The organism is Nonomuraea terrae (assembly GCF_004348995.1).
Classification (GTDB): domain Bacteria; phylum Actinomycetota; class Actinomycetes; order Streptosporangiales; family Streptosporangiaceae; genus Nonomuraea; species Nonomuraea terrae.
In genome coordinates, this window is the sequence record NZ_SMKQ01000082.1 from 1 (window position 1) to 18,983 (window position 18,983).

Consider the following 18,983-nt stretch of genomic DNA (forward strand, 5'->3'; position numbering starts at 1 on the left):
GCTCAACGTGATGGAGGTGCCCGACATCCTCGCCTGGGTCAAGCCGCACGAGCTGCTGCTCACCACCGGCTACCCGCTGCGCAACACGCCCCAGTCGCTCGGCCGGCTGGTCGCCGACCTCGACGAGCGCGGGCTCGCCGCCCTGGCGATCAAACTCGGCCGGTACGTGGACGAGCTGCCCGCCGAGATGGTGGCGCAGGCCGACCGGCTCGGGTTCCCGCTCATCCTGCTGCCCAACGACGTCGGCTTCGACGACATCCTCAACCAGGTGCTGACCGACATACTCAACCGCCAGGCCGCCGTGCTGGCCAGGGCCGAGGAGGCGCACCGGGCGCTGGTGCACGTGGTGCTGGCCGGGGGCGGGCTGGACGAGGTCGCCGCCGAGGTGGCGCAGCTGCTCGACGTGTCGGTGGCGGCCGTGGACGGCTCGGGCCGCGTGCTGGCGAGCGCCGGGCCGGCCGAGCACGTCGCCGTCCTGCGCGAGTCGCTCTCCCACGAGGGCCCGCCGCCGAGGCGGGGGCGGGTGTTCGCGTCGGTGCCCGTGCTGGCCGGAGGACACCACCACGGCCGGATCGTGGCCTACAGCCCGTCGGGGGCGATCGGCGACGGCGACGTCGGCATCCTGGAGCGCGCCGCCACCGTCGCCGCGCTCGTCGTCACCCGGCAGGAGGCGGTCAACGCCGTCGAGAGCAAGTACCGCGCCGACTTCCTGCGTGACGCGCTCACCGGCCGGGCCGGCACGGCCGAGCGGGTCACCGCGCGGGCGGGCGCGTTCGGGTGGGACCTGGCACGGCCGGTGACCGTGCTGGTGGCCGAGCTCGACCCCGTCGGCGACGAGCGCAGCGCCCAGGACCGGCTGGTGGCGTGCTGGACGGCCGCGATCAGGCGGCACGACCCGCGCGGCGCGGTGGCCGGGTTCTCGCACGAGGTGGTGGCCGTGGTGGACGCGGGCGTCGACGGCGCCCGCCTGGCGAAGGACGCGGCCGCCGCCTTCGCCGACGTGCCGCCCGCCACGTTCTCCACCGGCGCCTCGCGGCCCTGCCCGGGGGCGGAGACGCTGCCGGAGGCGTACGCGCAGGCGCTCAAGGCGGCCAGGGTCGGCCGCCAGCTGCACGGCGCCGGCGCGGTGGCCCACTTCGACCAGCTCGGCGTCTACCGGCTGCTGTCGCTGGTCAGCGACACCGACGAGCTGCACGCGTTCGTCCGCGAGACGCTCGGGCCGCTGGCCGGCGACGACGACGCCGACCACGCCGACCTGCGCCGCACGCTGCAGGTGCTGCTGGAGACCAACCTCAACGTGGCCGAGACGGCCCGCCGCCTGCACTTCCACTACAACACCCTGCGCTACCGCATCGGCAAGCTGGAGCGCATGCTCGGCTCCTTCACCGAGGACCACCACCTGAGGCTCAACCTGACCCTGGCCCTGCACGTGCTGCGCATGCGGGGCATCTAGGGTGGGCGTGTGGACTTCGAACTCAGCTCCGACTACATCCCGCTGTGCGACCTGCTGAAATACTGCGGCGTCACCGAGACCGGCGGCATGGCCAAGCAACTCGTCGCCGCGGGCATGGTGCTGGTCGACGGCGAGGTCGAGCTGCGCAAGACGGCGAAGATCAGGGCCGGCCAGGTCGTCAGCGGAGAGGGTTTCTCCATCAGCGTCCGATGATCCCCCCGCGCACGGAGCATCCCGCGCGAGGCTCTATTGTGCTCTGCGACATGTGAAGGGGCACGACCTCGCTGGTCAGGCGGGGAGGCAGAGGTGTGGGCGTGGCGTTGGGATGGAAGCTGCACGGCGACGGGAAGCACCTGACGCCCGGTGAGGTGGTCAAGCCGGACGAGCGGCTGAGCTGGCCCCGCATGGTCGGCATCGGCGCCCAGCACGTCATCGCGATGTTCGGCGCGACGTTCGTCTTCCCGCTCGTCATGGGGCTCGACGCCAACCTCGCCGTGATGATGTCCGGTGTCGCGACGATCCTCTTCCTGCTCATCGTGAAGGGCAAGGTGCCCAGCTACGTGGGCTCCAGCGCCTCGTTCGTGGGGGCCGTGGCCGCGATCAGGGCGGCCGGGGGCGGCGACGCGACCGTCACCGGGGCGCTGCTCGCCGTCGGCGTCGTGCTGGCGCTGTGCGGGTACGCCATCCACCGGCTCGGCGTCGGCGTCCTGCACAAGGTCTTCCCGCCCGTGGTCACCGGCGGCGTGGTGATGCTCATCGGGTTCGGCATGGCGTACGTCGCGGCCGACGTCTACTGGCCGAAGGACCCGTGGGTGGCGTTGCTGACGATGGCGGCCACGTTCGTGTTCATCGGGCTTTTCCGCGGCTTCCTCGGCCGCATCGGCGTGCTGCTCGGGCTCGTCTTCGGCTTCCTGCTGTCGTGGGTGTGGGACCTGGTCGGCGGCCCGATCACGGCGCCCGACGACAGCGGCCGGATCACCGAGCACTTCCGCGTCGACCTGCAGACCGTGGCGCAGGCCGACTGGATCGGCCTGCCGTCCTTCCACGGCCCCGTGTTCGAGGCCTCGGCCATCGTGCTCGTGCTGCCCGTGGTGATCGCGCTCATCGCCGAGAACGTCGGCCACGTCAAGGCCGTCGGCGAGATGACCGGCAACGACGTCGACGCCTACATGGGCCGGGCGGTGATGGCCGACGGCGTCGGCACCGTCGTCGCCACCTCCGTCGGCGGCCCGGCGACCACCACGTACGCCGAGAACATCGGCGTCATGGCGGCCACCAAGGTCTACTCCACGGCCGCGTACTACATCGCGGCGGTGATCGCGATCCTGTTCGGGCTCTGCCCCAAGTTCGGCGCGCTCGTCGCGGCCACCCCCGACGGCGTGCTCGGCGGCGTGACGACCATCCTGTACGGCATGATCGGCCTGCTCGGCGCCCGCATCTGGATCGAGAACCGGGTGGACATGGCGCAGCCGGTCAACCTGGTGCCCATCGGCGCCGGCATCATCTGCGCCGTCGGGCCGGTCGCGTTCCCCGTCACCGGCACGTTCTCGCTCAGCGGCATCGCGCTCGGCACGATCGTCCTGCTGGCCGGATACCACCTGCTGCGCGCCGCCCGCAGGGAGACGCCCGCGCCGTAGCCGCCCTCACACGGGGCCGATCCTCGTGTGCGCGAGGTTCTCTCTGACCGGCGGGTCAGATTTGGCAGATCATGCCCGTGTGGGCGCGTGCCGCCGGGCCTAATGTGCCCGCAACGGAACGTGCCGCCGAGAGGGCTCTCATGGTTGCAGGGTGGACCAAGCACGGTGACGGCAAGCATCTGGCTCCCGATGAGGTGGTCAGGCCCGACGAGCGGCTGAGCTGGCCCCGCATGGTGGGCTTCGGCGCGCAGCACGTGATCGCGATGTTCGGCGCGACGTTCGTCTTCCCCCTGGTGATGGGGCTCGACCCGAACGTCGCCGTGATGATGTCCGGCGTCGCGACGATCCTGTTCCTGCTCATCGTGAAGGGGAAGGTGCCCAGCTACCTGGGCACCAGCGCCTCGTTCGTCGGCGGCGTGTTCGCCATCAGGGCGGCGGCGGGCGGCGACACCGCGGGCGCGGACGCCATCGTGACGGGCGCGATCCTGGTCGCCGGGTTCGTGCTGGCGCTGGCCGGCCTCGCCATCCACTTCCTCGGCGTGCAGATCATCCACCGCATCTTCCCGCCCGTCGTCACGGGCGCGGTCGTGATGCTCATCGGGTTCGGGCTGGCGTACGTGGTGGCGGACGTCTACTGGGGGCAGGACCAGTGGGTCGCGCTCGTCACGATGCTCGTCACGTTCGTGGTGATCGTGCTGTTCAAGGGATTCGTCGGGCGGATCGGCGTGCTCGTCGGGCTGGTCGCCGGGTTCGTCCTGTCGTGGGTGCTGGACCGGACGGCCGGGCCGATCACCTCCGTGCTGCCCGGGGCCAACCTGCGCGACGCGGCCGGCGACCCCTGCCCGGCCGAGGGCACGTACTGCGTGGCGACGCCGTTCCCGCACGAGCGGGTGAACTTCGACTCCGTGGCCTCCGCGCCCTGGTTCGGGCTGCCGGACTTCCACGCGCCCGACTTCCGCACCTCCGCCGTGCTGCTGGTGCTGCCCGCGGTGATCGCGCTCATCGCCGAGAACATCGGCCACGTCAAGGCCGTGGGGGAGATGACCGGCGCCGACGTGGACCCGTACGTCGGCCGCGCCGTCATCGCCGACGGCGCCGCCACCATGGTCACCAGCGCGGTCGGCGGCTCGCCCACCACCACGTACGCCGAGAACATCGGCGTCATGGCGGCCACCAAGGTCTACTCCACGGCCGCGTACTACATCGCGGCGATGATCGCGATCCTGTTCGGGCTCTGCCCCAAGTTCGGCGCGCTGGTCGCGGCCACCCCCGGCGGAGTGCTCGGCGGCGTCACCGTGATCCTGTACGGCATGATCGGCTTGCTCGGCGCCAAAATCTGGATCGAGAACAGAGTGAACTTCGCCGATCCGGTGAACATGGTTCCGATCGGAGCGGGCATCATCCTCGCCATCGGACCTGTGACGCACTTCGTCGGCGGCGACTTCCCGCTGGAGGGGATCGCGCTCGGCACCGTCGTGGTGCTGGGCGGATACCACCTGCTGCGCGCCATCGCCGGGCGCACCCCCGAACCGGCCGGGAGCAGTGCCGAGCGCAGTGCCGAGCGCAGTGCCGGGAGCGGGGCCGGGTGAAGCCGCCGCCGTTCGACTACCACGCGCCCCGCGACCTCGGCGAGGCGCTGCGGACGCTCGCGGAGGTGCGCGGGAAGGTGCTGGCCGGCGGGCAGAGCCTCATCCCCATGCTCAACATGCGCCTGGCCGCGCCCGACCACCTCGTGGACATCAACCGGGTGGCCGGGCTGGACGGCTTGGAGCGCTCCGGCGACGGCGTCCTCGTCGGCGCGACCGTCCGGCACGCGGACGCCGAGCGCGCCGAGGTCCATCCGCTGCTCACCCGGGCGCTCAAGCTGGTCGCCCACCCGGTCATCCGCAACCGCGGCACCGTCGTGGGCAGCCTCGTGCACGCCGACCCGGCCGCCGAGCTGCCCGCCGTGCTCGCCGTCCTGGACGGCCGCGTACGGCTGGCCCGCTGGGACGGCGGCGTCCGCGTCCGCGAGGTGCGCGCCCGGGACTTCTTCACCGGCCCCATGGAGTCGGCGGTCGAGCCGGGCGAGCTGGCCGTCTCGGCGTTCTTCCCCGCGCTGCCGCCGGGCGGCGGCAGCGCCTTCCACGAGGTCGCGCGCCGGCACGGCGACTACGCGCTGGCCGGGGTCTGCGCCGTGGTCACCGTGGACGGCGGGCTGGTGGCCACCGCGCGGGCCGCCTGCGTCGGCGTCGGGCCCGTGCCCGTCGTGGTGGACGTGGGCGAGGCGTGCGCCGGCCGCCCGCCCGAGGACGCCGACTGGGCCGGCGCGGCGGCGCTCGTCCGCGACGCGGCCGAGCCCGAGGACGACATCCACGCCTCCGCCGCCTACCGCCGTCACCTGGTGGGCGTGCTGGCCGAGCGGGCGCTGCGCGACGCGGCGCGGGAAGGGGCGGCTCGTGGAGCATGAGATCACCCTGATCGTGAACGGCGCCGCCCGGCGCGTCCGCGTGCCCGCGCGGCGGCTGCTGTCCGACTGCCTGCGGCACGACCTCGGCCTCACCGGCACCCACGTGGGCTGCGAGCACGGCGTCTGCGGCTGCTGCACGGTGCTGCTTGAGGGGCGGCCCGTGCGCTCGTGCCTGACGTTCGCGGTCACCGTGGACGGCGCCGAGATCACCACCGTGGAGGGCCTCGCGCCGGCGGACGGCCGGCTGTCGCCGGTGCAGCGCGCCTTCGCCGAGTGCCACGGGCTGCAGTGCGGCTTCTGCACGCCGGGCTTCCTGTGCACGGTGACCGCCCTGCTGGCGGAGAATCCGGCGCCGACGGAGGAGGAGGTGCTGGAGGGCATCTCGGGCAACCTGTGCCGCTGCACCGGCTACCAGAACATCGTCAAGGCCGTCCACCGCGCCGCCGAACTGCTGGCGGAGGAAGAATGAGGACAAGGCGGCCGTCCGGGGAGTCCGTGCGGTGGGAGGCGGCATGACGACGCGGTTGTTCGGGGAGCCGGTGCAGCGGCGGGAGGATCCGCGGTTGCTCACCGGACAGGGGCGCTACCTCGACGACCTCGGCCGCGACGCGCTGGCGGCGGCGTTCGTGCGCTCGCCGCACGCCCACGCCCGCATCCGCGACATCGACGTCGCGCCCGCCCTCGACGTCGAGGGCCTCGTCGCGATCTACACCTGGGAGGACCTGCCCGAGCGGGTCGGCAGGCCGCTGCCCCTGCTCATCCCGCACCCCGCCCTCACCCACGGCCGCACCGCCCATCCACTCGCCCGCGACGTCGTCCGGCACGTCGGCGAGCCGGTCGTCATGGTCGTCGCCGCCGACCGGTACGCCGCCGAGGACGCCTGCGCGCTCATCGAGGTCGAGTACGAGTCGCTCAAGCCGGTCGTCGGCCTGGAGGAGGCCGTCCAGGGCGCCAACCTCGTGCACCATGACGTGCCCGGCAACATCGGCGCCCACCTCGTCCAGGAGGTGCCCGCGGCCGACGGGCGCGGCGCCAGGGAGGCCATCGAGACCGCGCCGCACACGCTCGCCTTCCGGCTCGACATCGAGCGCAGCGCCAGCATGCCGCTGGAGGGCCGCGGCGTGTACGCCCGCTGGGACGGTCGTGACCTGCGCGTCTACTCCAGCACCCAGACCTCCACCAGCGTTCGCATGGCCGTGGCCGCCGCGCTCGGCCTGCCGCTGCCGCAGGTCGAGGTGATCGCCCCCGACGTGGGCGGCGGCTTCGGCGTCAAGATCGTGCACCCGTGGCCGGAGGAGATCCTCGTGCCCTGGGCCGCCATGAGGCTCGGCCGCGAGGTCAAGTGGGCCGAGGACCGCAGGGAGCACTTCATCTCCTCCGCCCACGAGCGCGGCCAGGTGCAGTACGTGCGCGTCGGGTTCGACGACGACGGGCGGCTGCTGGGGCTGGAGGTGACGATCCTGCACGACCACGGCGCCTACACGCCGTACGGGATCATCGTGCCGATCGTCACCTCGACGCAGCTGCTGGGGCCGTACAAGGTGGGGGCCTATCGGGTCGAGTTCAGCTCCGTCTACACCAACACCGTGCAGGTCACGCCGTACCGCGGGGCCGGACGGCCGCAGGGCGTGTTCTGCATGGAGCGCACCATGGACAAGATCGCCCGCTACCTCGGGAAAGACCGCACCGAGGTGCGCGCGGCCAACTTCATCCAGCCCGAGGAGTTCCCGTACGACCAGGGGATGACGTTCCAGGACGGGCGGCCGCTGATCTACGACAGCGGCGACTACCCGGAGATGCTCCGCATGGTCAAGGAGCTCATCGGCTGGGACTCCTTCGAGCGGGCGCCCGGCCGCGGCATCGGGATCGGCTGCTACGTCGAGGGCACCGGGGTGGGCCCGTACGAGGGCGGCCACGTGCAGATCACCTCCGACGGGCGGGTGCACGTCTCCACCGGGCTCACCTCGCAGGGGCAGGGTCACGAGACCGTGTTCGCCCAGATCGCCGCGACCGAGCTCGGCGTGCCCATCGAGCGCATCAGCGTCGTCACCGGCGACACCCGCAGGTTCGGCTACGCGGTGGGCACGTTCGCCTCACGGGCGGCCGTCGTCAGCGGCAACGCCATCGCGCTGGCGTGCCGGAAGGTCCGCGAGAAGGCGCTGCGCATCGCGGCCGACGCGCTGGAGGCCGACCCCGCCGACCTGGAGATCGCCGACGGGGTGGTGCACGTGGCCGGGACGCCGCGGGCGTCGATCCCGCTGTCCACGGTGGCGGTGCTGGCCAACCCGCTGCGCTACGCCTTCGACGAGGAGGCGGCCCGCGCCACGCAGTTCTCCGGCACGGCCGCGCCCGACCGCCCGCCCGTCGCCGAGGGCGAGGAGCCGGGGCTGGAGGGGCGCGACTACTACTCGCCGATCCGCTCCACGTTCGCCGCCGGCATGCACGCCGCCGTCGTCGAGACCGACCCCGACACCGCCGAGATCAGGATCGTCCGGTACGCCGTCGTGCACGACTGCGGCAAGCTGATCAACCCCATGATCGTCGAAGGCCAGATCCACGGCGGGGTCGCGCAGGGCGTCGGCGGCGCACTCTACGAGCGCATGGTCTACGACCAGCACGGCCAGCTCGTCAACGCCTCGTTCATGGACTTCCTCATGCCGTACGCCACCGAGGTGCCCCGCGTCGAGACCGCCCACCTGGAGACGCCGTCGCCGCTCAACCCCCTCGGCATCAAGGGGGCGGGCGAGGCCGGCGTCATCCCCGTCTCGGCGGTCATCGCCTCGGCCGTCGAGGACGCCGAGGGCATCCCGATCGACCGTATGCCGATCTCGCCGTCCGACCTCTTCCACCTGCGGGCCGGACGGCGGCGCTGACCCCCCGATCATGGGCCGGATCATGGGCCGGTCATGAGCCGGTCAGGAGTGGTGCGGCTCGACCAGCGGGGTGTCGACCAGGTGCTCGATCAGGAACCAGCTCTGCAGCTCGTTGGTCCGGATGACGCTGGAGACCAGCAGGTCGTTGGTGCCGTCGTCACCCATCTCCGCCGTTCTGGCGGCCGCGTCGTGGGCGGCGATGAGGATGGTCTCGTGCGACTCGATCAGCCGCGAGAGCATCGCCGGCACCTCCTCGACGCCGTTCGGCGGACGCGGGATCACGGTGACCTCGGCCACGTGCCGGGGGTCGCCGATCGCGACGCCGCCGAGGGTCGCGACGCGCTCGGCCAGCATGTCGATCAGCTCCAACTGCTCGCCGGCGTGCTTGTCGAGCAGCAGGTGGAGCTGGTAGAACGTCGGGCCGCGCATCATCCAGTGGTGCTTCTTGTAGTGGTTGTAGAGAATCTGAGTGTCGGCCAGGATCTGGTTGAGCCGCTGGCAGGAGTACTCCCGGGCGTCCCGTGAGAGACCGAGCGGGAACATCCGCACGGTGCCGAACTCCTGGATCTCCACGCCGTTCAGGTGCAGCCACGGCTGGCTGCCGGTCTTGGACCGGGGTGCCTTGGTGGAACGTTTGAATGCCACGCCCGTCTCCTTGGGACAGGTGAAACAGAAACATTCTGAAGCCTCCCCGGTAGCGCGCCAATTAGCGCCCTAAATCTGGACAAAAGGGCGTCAATCCCTCGCGTGTGCGATGATCGTCGCCATGCGTGCCCCCGGTGGCGGCCTGACCGCCTTCCCCGACGTCCCCGCCGGCGCCCGGCTCATCGACCTGGCCTGGAACGACCTCGCCGAGGTGCCCGCCTGGGTGGCCGGGCTCACCGCGCTGGAGGAGCTGCGGCTCGACGGCAACCGCCTGCGGTCGCTGCCCGACCTGTCCGGGCTGACCGCGCTGCGCGCGCTCCACCTCGACGGCAACGCGCTGACGTCGTTCCCGCGCTGCCCGCCGCACCTGGAGACGCTCTTCCTGTACGGCAACCGCGTCGCCGCCCTGCCCGAGCGGCTCCCCGCGACGCTGCGGCACCTCGCGGCGGGCGCGAACGGCCTGACCGAGGTGCCCGCCTCGTTGTGGCGGCTGACCGGCCTCGAATCGCTCAACCTCGCCGAGAACGCCCTCGCCGAGATCCCCGCCGCCGTCGGCGGGCTCACCCGGCTGCGCATGCTCGACCTCGGCCACAACCGGCTCACCGGGATCCCGCCGGAGCTCGGCGAACTGCCGCTCACCGACTACCTCTACCTGAGCGACAACCTGTTCACGCGGGTGCCCGACGCCATCGGGCGGCTGGACCGGCTCGCGTACCTCAACCTCACCCACAACCGCCTCGAACGCCTGCCCGCCGCGCTCGGCGCCATGAGCGGGCTGGTGGAGCTGCGGCTCTACGACAACCGGCTGGAAGAGCTGCCCGAGACGATCGGCGGCCTGGCCCGGCTGCGCGAGCTGCACCTGCAGCGCAACCGGCTCACCCGGCTCCCCGACTCGATCGCCGGGCTGGGCGAGCTGCGCGTGCTCGACCTGCGCGGCAACCTGCTGCGCGCGCTGCCGGACGCGCTGCCGCCCCGGCTCACCCACCTCGACCTGCGCCAGAACCGGCTGCGCGAGCTGCCCGAGAGCCTGGCCGACCTGCCCGAGCTGGAGAAGCTCGACCTGCGGTGGAACAAGCTCGACGGCGATCCCGAGGTGCTCGGCCGGCTCCGCGCGCGCGGGTGCGTGGTCCTGCGCTGACCGCGGCACAACTCGCCGCGGCGCCCGCTCCGTAGCGGGAACGATCGACACGCCGCTTGGCCACACCCCATGGTGGTGAACGACGCGGTGGGTGAACCGGGCGCGGTCGGGCTGCGTATCTCTGCGCATGACGACATTTCCGCGTGTGGCGGCATTCGCGCTGCTTGCCGGGCTCGTCGCCGGCTGTTCCTCCGGGGCAGGCTGGGGCGACTACGTCGCGGCGGGAGACAGCCGGCCGGTCGGCGCCGCTCCCATGACCGTCGAGCAGATCTCGGCCAAGGTCGGATGCGCGCCGAAGATGCAGGTCGACGCCGACGACATCCGTACGGCCTACTGCAAGACCGGCGCAGGGGAGTTCTTCGTCAACACGTTCAAGACCGAGGCGCTCAAGGACCAGTGGATGGACCAGGCGCCGGAGTACAACCCGCACCTGGTGGGGCCGCGCTGGACGGTGCTCGGGCCGCTCAAGGTGCTGGAGGCCCTGAAGGGGCCGCTCAACGGCGACCTGCACCTGACCGACCACCGGGTCTCCCCGGCCCCGGCCCCGGCCTCCGGCTGAGCGGCCGGCGGTGGGGAGTGAGGCCGCGGGCGACGACCGTGTCCCCGTCGAGGGCGGCCCGGGAGCCGGACGCGCCTGCCACGAACACTCGCATGGGCTTCACCTGAGCGCCGTCCGCGCAGGTCACCTCGTCTGCCCGACGCGGTCGGAGCCGCCCTGACAAGGGCGGCGGCCCGTCGTCGCTGACGCACAGCGAAGGACGATCAGTCGTGGTGCGGTTCCTCGCTGGTCCAGCCGGCCGTGTGGACGTCGGTCTCCTCCAGGGGGGTGCCCGGGCCCAGCCCGCGGAACGAGCCCTCTTCGACGATCTGCCTGCCGCCGACGAGCCGGTAGGTCTTCGGCTCAAGGACGATCGTGTACTCGAAGGCGGCGCTGCCGTCCCGCATCTCGCCGTCCACGGCGATCGCGATCCCGCTACGGCCGTCGGAGGTCGTCACGCCCTTCTCGGTCCGTACGCCTGGCAGGTCGGCGAGCAGGCGGATGGGCGCAGATCCGGCTGACCAGCCGCCTGCGGTTTTCCGGGGTGGTCCTTTGCTCCGTCCAGCCGGTGTCGGCGGGGGCGTCGGTGGCCACGTACCGGCCGTCGCGGTAGGTGAAGGACGTCGCTGAGCCGGCCCGTTCCCACGCCTCCCTGTCCTGCTGCGTCAGCGGGCGCGCGGGGAGCACTCGCCGGAAGACGACCAGGGTGCCTTCCTTCGAGCGGCGACGCCAGGCGTCGATCCCTGGCGGCCATCGCCCGAAGGGCGCGCATCTCGGCACGGCGCTGCATGCTGATCAGGTTGGTCGCGATGCCGTACAGCCAGGTCCTGACGCCGCCGCGGGCGGCGTCGTCGCGCGACCTGTTACGGAACGCGGTGAGGAAGGTGCCGGCGACGACGTCCTCGGCGGCGTCGACCCCAACCGGCTCGCCACGTAACGGTGGATCTCGGCGAAGTGCGCGTCGAATATCGCGGCGAAGCGTTCGGGTTCGGCGGAGGAGAGCCGCAGCTCGGTGGATTCGTCCATGCAGTGGGGGCCGTCACGCAGAGGGCCTGGTCATCGTCGCCTACGAGGTGGGCTATGCCAGTGTGTACAGTCCGATCTCCCGTGTCGCTTTCACGGCCTCCGGCGGGAAACCCGCCCGCGAAGAGGTGGCCAGGTTCTCCAGACCGCGTAGAGCGGTCCGGGAACTCGGCGATCTCGGTCGGCCCTGTTCGGTCGGCTGCGGGGCGGCTGGAACAGCGCGGTCGTTCATGCCGGATTTCCGCGCGGTGAACCGCGGGCGGTGGCGGTGCGTACCTTCGCGCATGACGACATTTCCGCGCCTGGCCGTGTTCGTGCTGCTGGCCGGGCTGGCCGCCGGATGCGCGTCCGGGGCTTCCCCGGACGGGGCCGCGCCCACCGTCGAGCAACTGTCCGCCAGGGTCGGCTGCGCGCCGCGGATGCAGGTCGACGCCGGCGAGTTCCGTACGGCCTCCTGCAAGACCCCGGACGGCGAGTTCTCCGTCACGACCTTCACCAGCCGGGCCCGCCGGGACGCCTGGCTGGCCGCCGTCCCCGACGACAGCCCGCACCTGGCCGGTGACTTGTGGACGGTCATGTCCAGGCCCGAGGTGCTGCGGCTGCTGGAGGAGCGCCTCGGCGGCGACCTGCGCGCGGCCGGCCGCTGACCGTCGAAATCGTTTTCGGCGCTTTCGAACGGCGGCTCGTCAGCGCGGCGGGGCCGTCGAGGCCCTGACCACCAGCTCGTGCCGGGTGCGCCGGCGGCGCGGGCGTGCGGCCGGCGGCCGGAGCACCAGCTCCAGGGCCTGCCGGCCCATGGCCACCATGGGCAGCCGGATCGTGGTGAGCGCCGGGTAGACGTCACGCGCCACCGGCACGTCGTCGAACCCGGCCACCGAGATCTCCTCCGGCACCCGCCGCCCGGCGTTGAGCAGCCACGACAGCGCCCCCACCGCCATCGGGTCGTTCAGCGCCACCACCGCCGTCAGCCCGGGATGGGCCCGTAGCAGCCGCGCGGCCGCCGCCGCGCCGCCCTCGCGAGTGAAGTCGCCGGGCACCACCGGCACCGCCCGCCAGTCGAGCCCGGCCTCGCCGTACGCCGTGCGCAGCCCCGCCAGGCGGTCCTCGACCGTGGTGAGGCTGGCCGGCCCGCCGAGCACGCCCAGGCGGCGGTGGCCGAGCCCGAGCAGGTGACGCATGAGGGTGGCCGCGCCCGCGGCGTTGTCGGGCAGCACGGCGTCGACCGGCAGATGGTGACGGCCGATCACCGCGACCCGGCCGCCCGCCGCGGTGAACGAGCGCACCTCGGCCGCGATGTCGCTCTCCGTGCCCGCCTCGACGTAGCCGGAGCCGGCCAGCACGATCGAGGTCACCCGGTGCGCGCGCAGCGCCCGGATGCGGGCCAGCTCGGCGCGCGGGTCGCGTTCGGTCTGGCTGATCAGCGCCAGGTAGCCGCGGCTGTCGGTCTCGCGCAGCACGCCGCGCGCGATCTCCCCGAAGTAGGGGTCGCCGACGTCGTGGACGACCAGCCCGACCATCGACGCCTGCCCGCCGGCCAGCGCCCGCGCGTGGCTGTTGGGGACGTAGCCCACCCGGGTGGCGACGGCCTGGACGTGCGCCGCGACCTCGGCGCTCACGCCGGTGCTGCCGGTCAGCGCCCGCGAGGCCGTGGCCAGCGAGACCCCGGCGGCCTTGGCCACGTCGATCAGGCGCGGCGGGGACGGCGGGGAAGGTCGCTCTGCCATGCGGTGCGCACCCCCTTGTCCGGGGCTGAATCCCGTGTAATCGTAACCGAAAGCGCTTCCGAAAGCGCTTTCGCTCCGCCTCTTTCGACGGGGGTCCCCTCGATGGCACGAGTTCACCAGGTCCTGGCGATCATCTCCCTCTGCGCTCTGGGGCTGACCGCCTGCGCGAAGACCGACGAACCCGGCGCGGCGCAGTCGCCGGGACAGCAGCAGGGAGCGGTGCGCGTCGGCATCTCGCTCCCGCTCACGGGCGACTTCTCCGAGCCCGGCAAGGGCATCCAGGAGGGCTACCAGGTCTGGGCCGACCGGGTGAACGCCAAGGGCGGCCTGCTCGGCAGAAAGGTCGAGCTGCTCTTCCGCGACGACGCCTCCGACCCCAACCGGGTCAGCTCCGACTACGAGTCGCTCATCACGCAGGACAAGGTGGACCTGGTCTTCGGGCCGTTCTCCTCGCGGCTGGTGATCCCCGCGGCGAAGGTCGCCGAGTCGTACGACATGGTGTTCGTGGAGCCCGCCGGGGCCGCCGCGGAGGTCTTCGAGCAGGGGTTCACCCGGCTCTTCTACGCCGCGCCTGCCATCGCCGACGACCACTACAACTACCTGGCCGACTACCTCGTCAAGCTGCCCGCCGACCAGCGGCCGAAGACGGCGGCGTACGCGAGCCTGGACGACCCGTTCGCCCAGGGCACCGCGTACGGGCTGCGCGACAGGCTGGCCGCGGCCGGCATCGAGACCGTCGTGGACGAGGTGTATCCGCCCGAGACCACCGACTTCGCCCCCATCGCCGCCAAGATCGCCGCCGCGAACCCCGACCTCGTCGTGGGCGGCACCCAGTTCGAGGACGCCGTCGGCCTGGTGCGCGCGCTGCAGGAGCTGAAGGTGCAGCCCAAGCTCGCGGCCTTCTCGACCGGGCCGACGCTGCCGGAGTTTCCCGAGGCGGTGACGGGCGCGGCCGAGCACATCGTCTCGCCGGTCGGCTGGTCGGCCACCGCCGACCTCCCCGGCAACCAGGAGATGGTGGCGCGCTACAAGGAGATGTTCGGCGGCGAGCCCAACGAGGACGCGGCCAACGGCTACACCGTCGGCCAGATCATCGAGGCCGCCGTGGCCGCGGTCAGGTGCGCCGACCCCAGCAAGGCGTGCCAGGACAAGCTGACCCAGCACATCAGGCAGGCCACCTTCCAGACCGTCGTCGGGCCGCTGTCGTTCGACGACCAGGGCAGGCCGGAGCAGGCGCACATGATCCAGCAGTACGTCAACGGCAAGATCGAGATCGTCCTCCCCGAGCAGGCCGAGACCGCCGACCTCGTCTACCCGAAGCGGGCCTGGTGAACCTGATCCTGCAGGGGCTGGCCCTGGGCGTGCTGACCGGCGGGCTGTACGCCCTGCTCGCCTCGGGCCTGTCGCTGTACTTCGGCGTGATGCGGGTCGTCATGGTGGCCCACCCGGCGTTCCTGTTCCTGGCGGCGTACCTGACCTACACCGTGCACACGGCGTTCGGGGTGGACCCGTTCCTGGCGCTGCCGGTGACCGTGCCGGTGTTCTTCGCGCTGGGCGTGGCCGTGCAGCGGCTGCTCGTGGCCCGGCTCGCCCCCGACAACCTGGCCATGATGTCGGTGCTGCTCACCTTCGGCATCGCGCTGACCATCGAGGGGCTGCTCGGCACGTTCTACACCGGCTCCTACCGGTCGATCAGCATGGAGTACGCCACCCGGTCGCTCACCGTCGGCGGCGTGAGCCTGCCGTACGACCGGATCATCGCCTTCGCGGTGGCCGCGCTCACCCTGGGCGTGCTGTTCGCGGTGCTGGTCAAGAGCCGGTTCGGGCGGGCGTTGCGGGCCACGATCCAGCACCCGGAGGCCGCCCGGCTGGTCGGCATCCCGACCGGGCGCGTCGCCGGGTACGGCTTCGGCGTGGGCCTGGCCACCGCCGCCGTGGGCGGCACCGTGCTGGCGCTGATCACGCCGTTCTTCCCGGCCTCGCACTGGGTGTGGATCGGCAAGCTCATGGCGATCATCGTGGTCGGCGGCCTCGGCAGCGTGGTCGGCGCGGCGCTGGCGGCCGTGCTGCTCGGCGTGGTCGAGGGCCTCGTGCTGGTGACCGTCGACGCCACCTGGGCGACGATGATGTTCTACGTCTTCCTCTTCCTGACCCTGCTCGCGCGCCCCCAGGGGTTCTTCGGAGGCCGCCTTGCGCATCGCTTCTAGAGGGATCCCGCTGCTGCTCGCCGCGCTGGCGATCGCCTACCCGTGGCTGGTGCCCAACTACTACCTCGTGTACGCCGGCGCGCTGACCGTCATGTACGCCGCCATGGCCACCTCCTGGAACCTGCTCGGCGGCTTCACCGGCTATGTCTCGCTCGGCCACTCGGCGTTCTTCGGCCTGGGCGCGTACGGCACCGGGCTGCTCGTCACCCGCCTCGACGTGCCGTGGGTCGTGGCCCTCGTGGTCTCCGCCGTGCTGGTGACGGCGTTCGCGGCGGGGGTCGGCGTGGCGGCGGTCCGGGTGCGCGGCGCGTCGTTCGTGATCGTGTCGATCGCGCTGGTGTCGATGATGAACCTCGTCGTGCAGGGCTGGCGCTCGCTGACCGGCGGCTCCACCGGGCTCCAGGTGCCCTCGCCGTTCCCCGGCCTGCACCGGGGCCAGACGCACATGGTGTTCTTCTACCTGTTCCTCGCCCTGCTCGCGCTCGCCCTGCTGGTGTGGTGGTACGTGTCCCGTTCCCGCTTCGGCGCGGGCCTGCGCGCCATCCGCGAGGACGAGGACAAGGCCGAGTCGCTCGGCGTGCCCACCGGGGCGTACAAGGTGACGGCGTTCTCCCTGTCGGCGTTGTTCGTGGCGCTGGCCGGCGGCCTGTACGCGCTCTGGTTCGGCAGCCTCGACCCGATCTTCGTCTTCTCCATCCTCATCGGCTCGTACATGGTGCTCATGAGCCTGCTCGGCGGCGTGCGGCACCTGTTCGGGCCGCTGCTCGGCGCGCTCATCGTGGCCCCTGCGGGCGAGTACTTCCTCATCGCGCTCGGCGAGACACAGATCCACCTCACCGCGACGGGCCTGGTGCTGGTGCTCGTCGTGTTGTTCATGCCGGACGGCATCCTCGCCCGGCTCACCCGCCGCCGCGCGGGGCCGTCGATCCACGACCAGAGCGCCGACCAGCGCCTCCAGGAGGTGACCCCGTGACGTCGCTGCGCACGGAGGGGCTGACGAAGGCGTTCGGCGGCGTGCGCGCCGTCGACGGCGTCACCGTCGAGCTGCGGGACGGCCTGATCAACGGTCTCATCGGGCCGAACGGCTCCGGCAAGACCACGTTCTTCAACATCGTCACCGGCATGATCCGAGCGGACGCCGGGCGGGTCCTCTACCGCGACCGCGACATCACCCGGCACGCGCCGCACCGCGTCGCGCACGCCGGCATCGGCCGCACCTTCCAGCTCTGCCGGGTCTTCCCGCGGCTGACCGTGCTGGAGAACATGCTCGTCGCCGTCCGCCGCACCCGGCTGCGCGAGCTGCTGGCCGGGCTGCGCGACAAGGGCGAGGTCGAGCGGGCCCGCCACTGGCTGCGCCGCATGGGCATCGAGCACCTGGAGGACGCCGAGGCCCGCGACCTGTCGTACGGGCAGCAGAAGCTGCTGGAGCTGGCCGCCGTGCTCATGGCCGAGCCGGACCTGATCCTGCTCGACGAGCCGGCCGGCGGCGTCAACCCGGCGCTGATCGACCGGATCGCCGGCCTCGTCCGCGACCTCAACGCAGAGGGCCGCACGTTCCTCGTGGTGGAGCACAACATGGAGCTCGTCATGGGCATGTGCGACCACGTGATCGTCTTCGACCGCGGGGCGCCCATCGCGGAGGGCCCGCCGTCCGTCGTCCGGGAGGATCCGCGGGTGCTGGAGGCGTATCTCGGTGTCTGAGCCCGTACTCGTCCTGGAAGACGTCGTCGCCGGGTACGGCAGGGCCGCGCCCGTGTTGCGCGGCCTGTCGGTCACCGTGCGCGCCGGCGAGGTCGTCTGCCTGGTCGGCCCGAACGGCGCCGGCAAGTCCACCGTCCTCAAGGTCGCCAGCGGCCTGCTCGCGCCCCGCTCCGGCCGGGTGCTGCTGGCCGGGCGCGACGTGACCGGCCTTTCGCCGCAGAAGCTGCTCGGCCTCGGCCTCTCCCACGTGCTGCAGGGCCACAGCGTCTTCCGCGAGATGACGGTCGCCGAGAACGTCCGGCTCGGCGGCTACACCGTCCGCGACCAGGCCAGGCTCGACGCGCGGATCGCGACCGTCAAGGAGCTGTTCCCCGTCGTCGCCGAGCGCTGGGGGAGCATGGCCGGGCTGCTGTCGGGCGGGCAGCAGAAGCAGGTCGAGTTCGCCCGCGCGCTCATGCTGGAGCCGGCGGTGGTGCTGCTCGACGAGCCCTCGATGGGGCTCGACCCGCGCAACACCCAGGTCGTCTTCGACCAGATCGACCTGATGCGCCGGGCCGGGGTCGCGGTGCTGCTGGTGGAGCAGAACGCGCGCAGGGCCCTGGAGACGGCCGACGTCGGCTGCGTGCTCGACCTCGGCCGCGTGCACATCTCCGGCCCCGCCCGCGAGCTGGCGGCCGATCCCCGTCTCGGCCGCCTCTACCTCGGCGGTCAGCCGGCCACCTGAACCCGCTTCCTGAACACCCAGTACGTCCACCCCTGGTAGACCAGCACGAACGGCAGCGTGATCAGCCCGATCCAGCTCAGCATCGTCAGCGTGTACTCCCCGGAGGCGGCCTCGGCCAGCGTCAGCCCCGGCAGCGGGCGCACCCGCAGCTCCATGAAGACCGCCACCGTGGCCAGCACGATCGCGCCCGCGGTGGCCGCGAACGCCCAGCCCTCCCGCCGCCGCCAGGTCAGCGCCGTCGCCGCCGCCAGCGCCGCCATGGCGGTCAGCGCCGGGAACGTGCCGAGGCCCGACAGGGCGGCCACCGCGATCGGGATGCTCACACCGGCCGCCGCCAGGGCGGCGACGCGGGCGCGGCGGCGCACCGGGCCGGTGGTCTTCAGCGCCAGGAAGACGGCGCCGTGCAGTGCGCACACCGCGAGCGTGAACGCGCCGCCCAGCAGGGCCGCGGGCGCGCCGCCGAAAAGCAGGCCGGCGAAGACCGCGCCCCACAGGAACGCCGGCAGCGCGCTGCCCACGACGATGCCGAGGTCGCACCAGAGCGGACTGGCGACCTTGCCGCGCCACTCCAGCCCGACGCCGCGCATGATCAGCCCGGCCAGGATCAGCGTCACCGGCAGGTAGAACCCGCTGAACATGCCCGCGTACCAGGCCGGGAACGCGGCGAACATGGCGCCGACCGCGGTGATCAGCCACACCTCGTTGCCGTCCCACACCGGGCCGATGGTCTGCAGGCTCGCGCGCTGCTCGGCCGGCGTCCTGCTCACGACGGGCGCCAGCATGCCGACGCCGAAGTCGAAGCCCTCCAGCACGAAATAGCCGGTCCAGAGGAAGGCGATGATGACGAACCACAACTCGATCATGGGGTGCT

20 protein-coding genes are annotated in these 18,983 nt (G+C 72.3%); 15 read left to right on the top strand and 5 right to left on the bottom strand.

The window, feature by feature from the left end:
- From E1286_RS24495 to cutA, 7 genes are all read left to right on the top strand, one after another.
- Positions 1-1,453: PucR family transcriptional regulator (locus tag E1286_RS24495; RefSeq protein WP_132615804.1), on the top strand; the 1,453-nt coding region annotated here is incomplete at its 5' end.
- 9 nt (positions 1,454-1,462) lie between these two features.
- Complete coding sequence (locus E1286_RS24500) at positions 1,463-1,666, top strand: RNA-binding S4 domain-containing protein (protein WP_111182793.1); 204 nt, start codon at positions 1,463-1,465, stop codon at positions 1,664-1,666.
- A 101-nt stretch (positions 1,667-1,767) separates the two neighbouring features.
- The gene (locus E1286_RS24505) at positions 1,768-3,090 is read left to right on the top strand and encodes a uracil-xanthine permease family protein (RefSeq protein ID WP_132615806.1); all 1,323 of its coding nucleotides are present in this window, start codon (positions 1,768-1,770) and stop codon (positions 3,088-3,090) included.
- A 140-nt stretch (positions 3,091-3,230) separates the two neighbouring features.
- On the top strand, positions 3,231-4,679 hold the full coding sequence (locus tag E1286_RS24510) for a uracil-xanthine permease family protein (RefSeq protein ID WP_132615808.1): 1,449 nt from the start codon (positions 3,231-3,233) through the stop codon (positions 4,677-4,679).
- Positions 4,676-5,539 (top strand): FAD binding domain-containing protein, encoded by an 864-nt coding sequence (locus E1286_RS24515; RefSeq protein WP_132615810.1) that lies wholly within the window; start codon positions 4,676-4,678, stop codon positions 5,537-5,539. Before E1286_RS24510 ends, E1286_RS24515 begins: the two co-directional genes overlap by 4 nt.
- Complete coding sequence (locus E1286_RS24520; protein WP_132615812.1) at positions 5,529-6,008, top strand: (2Fe-2S)-binding protein; 480 nt, start codon at positions 5,529-5,531, stop codon at positions 6,006-6,008. The genes E1286_RS24515 and E1286_RS24520 overlap by 11 nt, the downstream gene beginning before the upstream one ends.
- A 43-nt stretch (positions 6,009-6,051) precedes the next feature.
- Entirely contained in the window at positions 6,052-8,412 is a 2,361-nt protein-coding gene (gene cutA, locus E1286_RS24525) for an aerobic carbon-monoxide dehydrogenase large subunit (protein WP_132615814.1), read from the top strand.
- Positions 8,413-8,454: 42 nt separating this feature from the next.
- Here the strand turns inward: cutA and E1286_RS24530 are convergent, their stop codons facing one another.
- The gene (locus E1286_RS24530) at positions 8,455-9,057 is read right to left on the bottom strand and encodes a Dps family protein (protein ID WP_165969894.1); all 603 of its coding nucleotides are present in this window, start codon (positions 9,055-9,057) and stop codon (positions 8,455-8,457) included.
- Positions 9,058-9,178: 121 nt separating this feature from the next.
- Between E1286_RS24530 and E1286_RS24535 the strand changes: the two genes are divergently transcribed.
- Both E1286_RS24535 and E1286_RS24540 read left to right on the top strand, forming a co-directional pair.
- Entirely contained in the window at positions 9,179-10,195 is a 1,017-nt protein-coding gene (locus tag E1286_RS24535; RefSeq protein ID WP_132615816.1) for a leucine-rich repeat domain-containing protein, read from the top strand.
- A gap of 145 nt (positions 10,196-10,340) precedes the next feature.
- Positions 10,341-10,754, top strand: a complete 414-nt coding sequence (locus E1286_RS24540; protein WP_246075079.1) for a hypothetical protein — start codon at positions 10,341-10,343, stop codon at positions 10,752-10,754.
- Between the two features lie 203 nt (positions 10,755-10,957).
- Here E1286_RS24540 and E1286_RS24545 read toward each other — a convergent pair whose 3' ends face one another.
- Together E1286_RS24545 and E1286_RS24550 are read right to left on the bottom strand one after the other, a co-directional pair.
- The gene (locus E1286_RS24545; protein ID WP_132615820.1) at positions 10,958-11,191 is read right to left on the bottom strand and encodes a hypothetical protein; all 234 of its coding nucleotides are present in this window, start codon (positions 11,189-11,191) and stop codon (positions 10,958-10,960) included.
- Positions 11,188-11,763, bottom strand: a complete 576-nt coding sequence (locus E1286_RS24550) for an RNA polymerase sigma factor (protein WP_342776256.1) — start codon at positions 11,761-11,763, stop codon at positions 11,188-11,190. Before E1286_RS24550 ends, E1286_RS24545 begins: the two co-directional genes overlap by 4 nt.
- 277 nt (positions 11,764-12,040) lie before the next feature.
- On the opposite strand from E1286_RS24550, the gene E1286_RS24555 reads away from it, so the two are divergent.
- The gene (locus E1286_RS24555; protein ID WP_132615822.1) at positions 12,041-12,403 is read left to right on the top strand and encodes a hypothetical protein; all 363 of its coding nucleotides are present in this window, start codon (positions 12,041-12,043) and stop codon (positions 12,401-12,403) included.
- A 39-nt stretch (positions 12,404-12,442) separates the two neighbouring features.
- On the opposite strand, the gene E1286_RS24560 is transcribed toward E1286_RS24555, so the two are convergent.
- Positions 12,443-13,480 carry a LacI family DNA-binding transcriptional regulator gene (locus tag E1286_RS24560; RefSeq protein WP_132615824.1) on the bottom strand — a complete coding sequence of 346 codons (1,038 nt, stop codon included), beginning with the start codon at positions 13,478-13,480 and terminating at the stop codon, positions 12,443-12,445.
- Positions 13,481-13,582: 102 nt separating this feature from the next.
- Here E1286_RS24560 and E1286_RS24565 point away from each other — a divergent pair, with 102 nt between their 5' ends.
- The 5 genes from E1286_RS24565 to E1286_RS24585 are packed head-to-tail and all read left to right on the top strand — an operon-like array spanning position 13,583 to position 18,112.
- Positions 13,583-14,812: an amino acid ABC transporter substrate-binding protein gene (locus E1286_RS24565; protein ID WP_132615826.1), complete on the top strand. Its 1,230-nt coding sequence runs from the start codon at positions 13,583-13,585 to the stop codon at positions 14,810-14,812.
- Positions 14,809-15,687 (top strand): branched-chain amino acid ABC transporter permease, encoded by an 879-nt coding sequence (locus E1286_RS24570; protein WP_223190327.1) that lies wholly within the window; start codon positions 14,809-14,811, stop codon positions 15,685-15,687. Before E1286_RS24565 ends, E1286_RS24570 begins: the two co-directional genes overlap by 4 nt.
- Positions 15,671-16,660 (top strand): branched-chain amino acid ABC transporter permease, encoded by a 990-nt coding sequence (locus tag E1286_RS24575; RefSeq protein WP_223190329.1) that lies wholly within the window; start codon positions 15,671-15,673, stop codon positions 16,658-16,660. Before E1286_RS24570 ends, E1286_RS24575 begins: the two co-directional genes overlap by 17 nt.
- Positions 16,657-17,388 carry an ABC transporter ATP-binding protein gene (locus E1286_RS24580; protein ID WP_132615828.1) on the top strand — a complete coding sequence of 244 codons (732 nt, stop codon included), beginning with the start codon at positions 16,657-16,659 and terminating at the stop codon, positions 17,386-17,388. Before E1286_RS24575 ends, E1286_RS24580 begins: the two co-directional genes overlap by 4 nt.
- Positions 17,381-18,112, top strand: a complete 732-nt coding sequence (locus E1286_RS24585) for an ABC transporter ATP-binding protein (RefSeq protein WP_132615830.1) — start codon at positions 17,381-17,383, stop codon at positions 18,110-18,112. The genes E1286_RS24580 and E1286_RS24585 overlap by 8 nt, the downstream gene beginning before the upstream one ends.
- Here E1286_RS24585 and cydB read toward each other — a convergent pair.
- The gene (cydB, locus tag E1286_RS24590) at positions 18,097-18,975 is read right to left on the bottom strand and encodes a cytochrome d ubiquinol oxidase subunit II (RefSeq protein ID WP_132615832.1); all 879 of its coding nucleotides are present in this window, start codon (positions 18,973-18,975) and stop codon (positions 18,097-18,099) included. The two genes, E1286_RS24585 and cydB, sit on opposite strands and share 16 nt — an antisense overlap.
- Positions 18,976-18,983 lie beyond the last annotated feature (8 nt).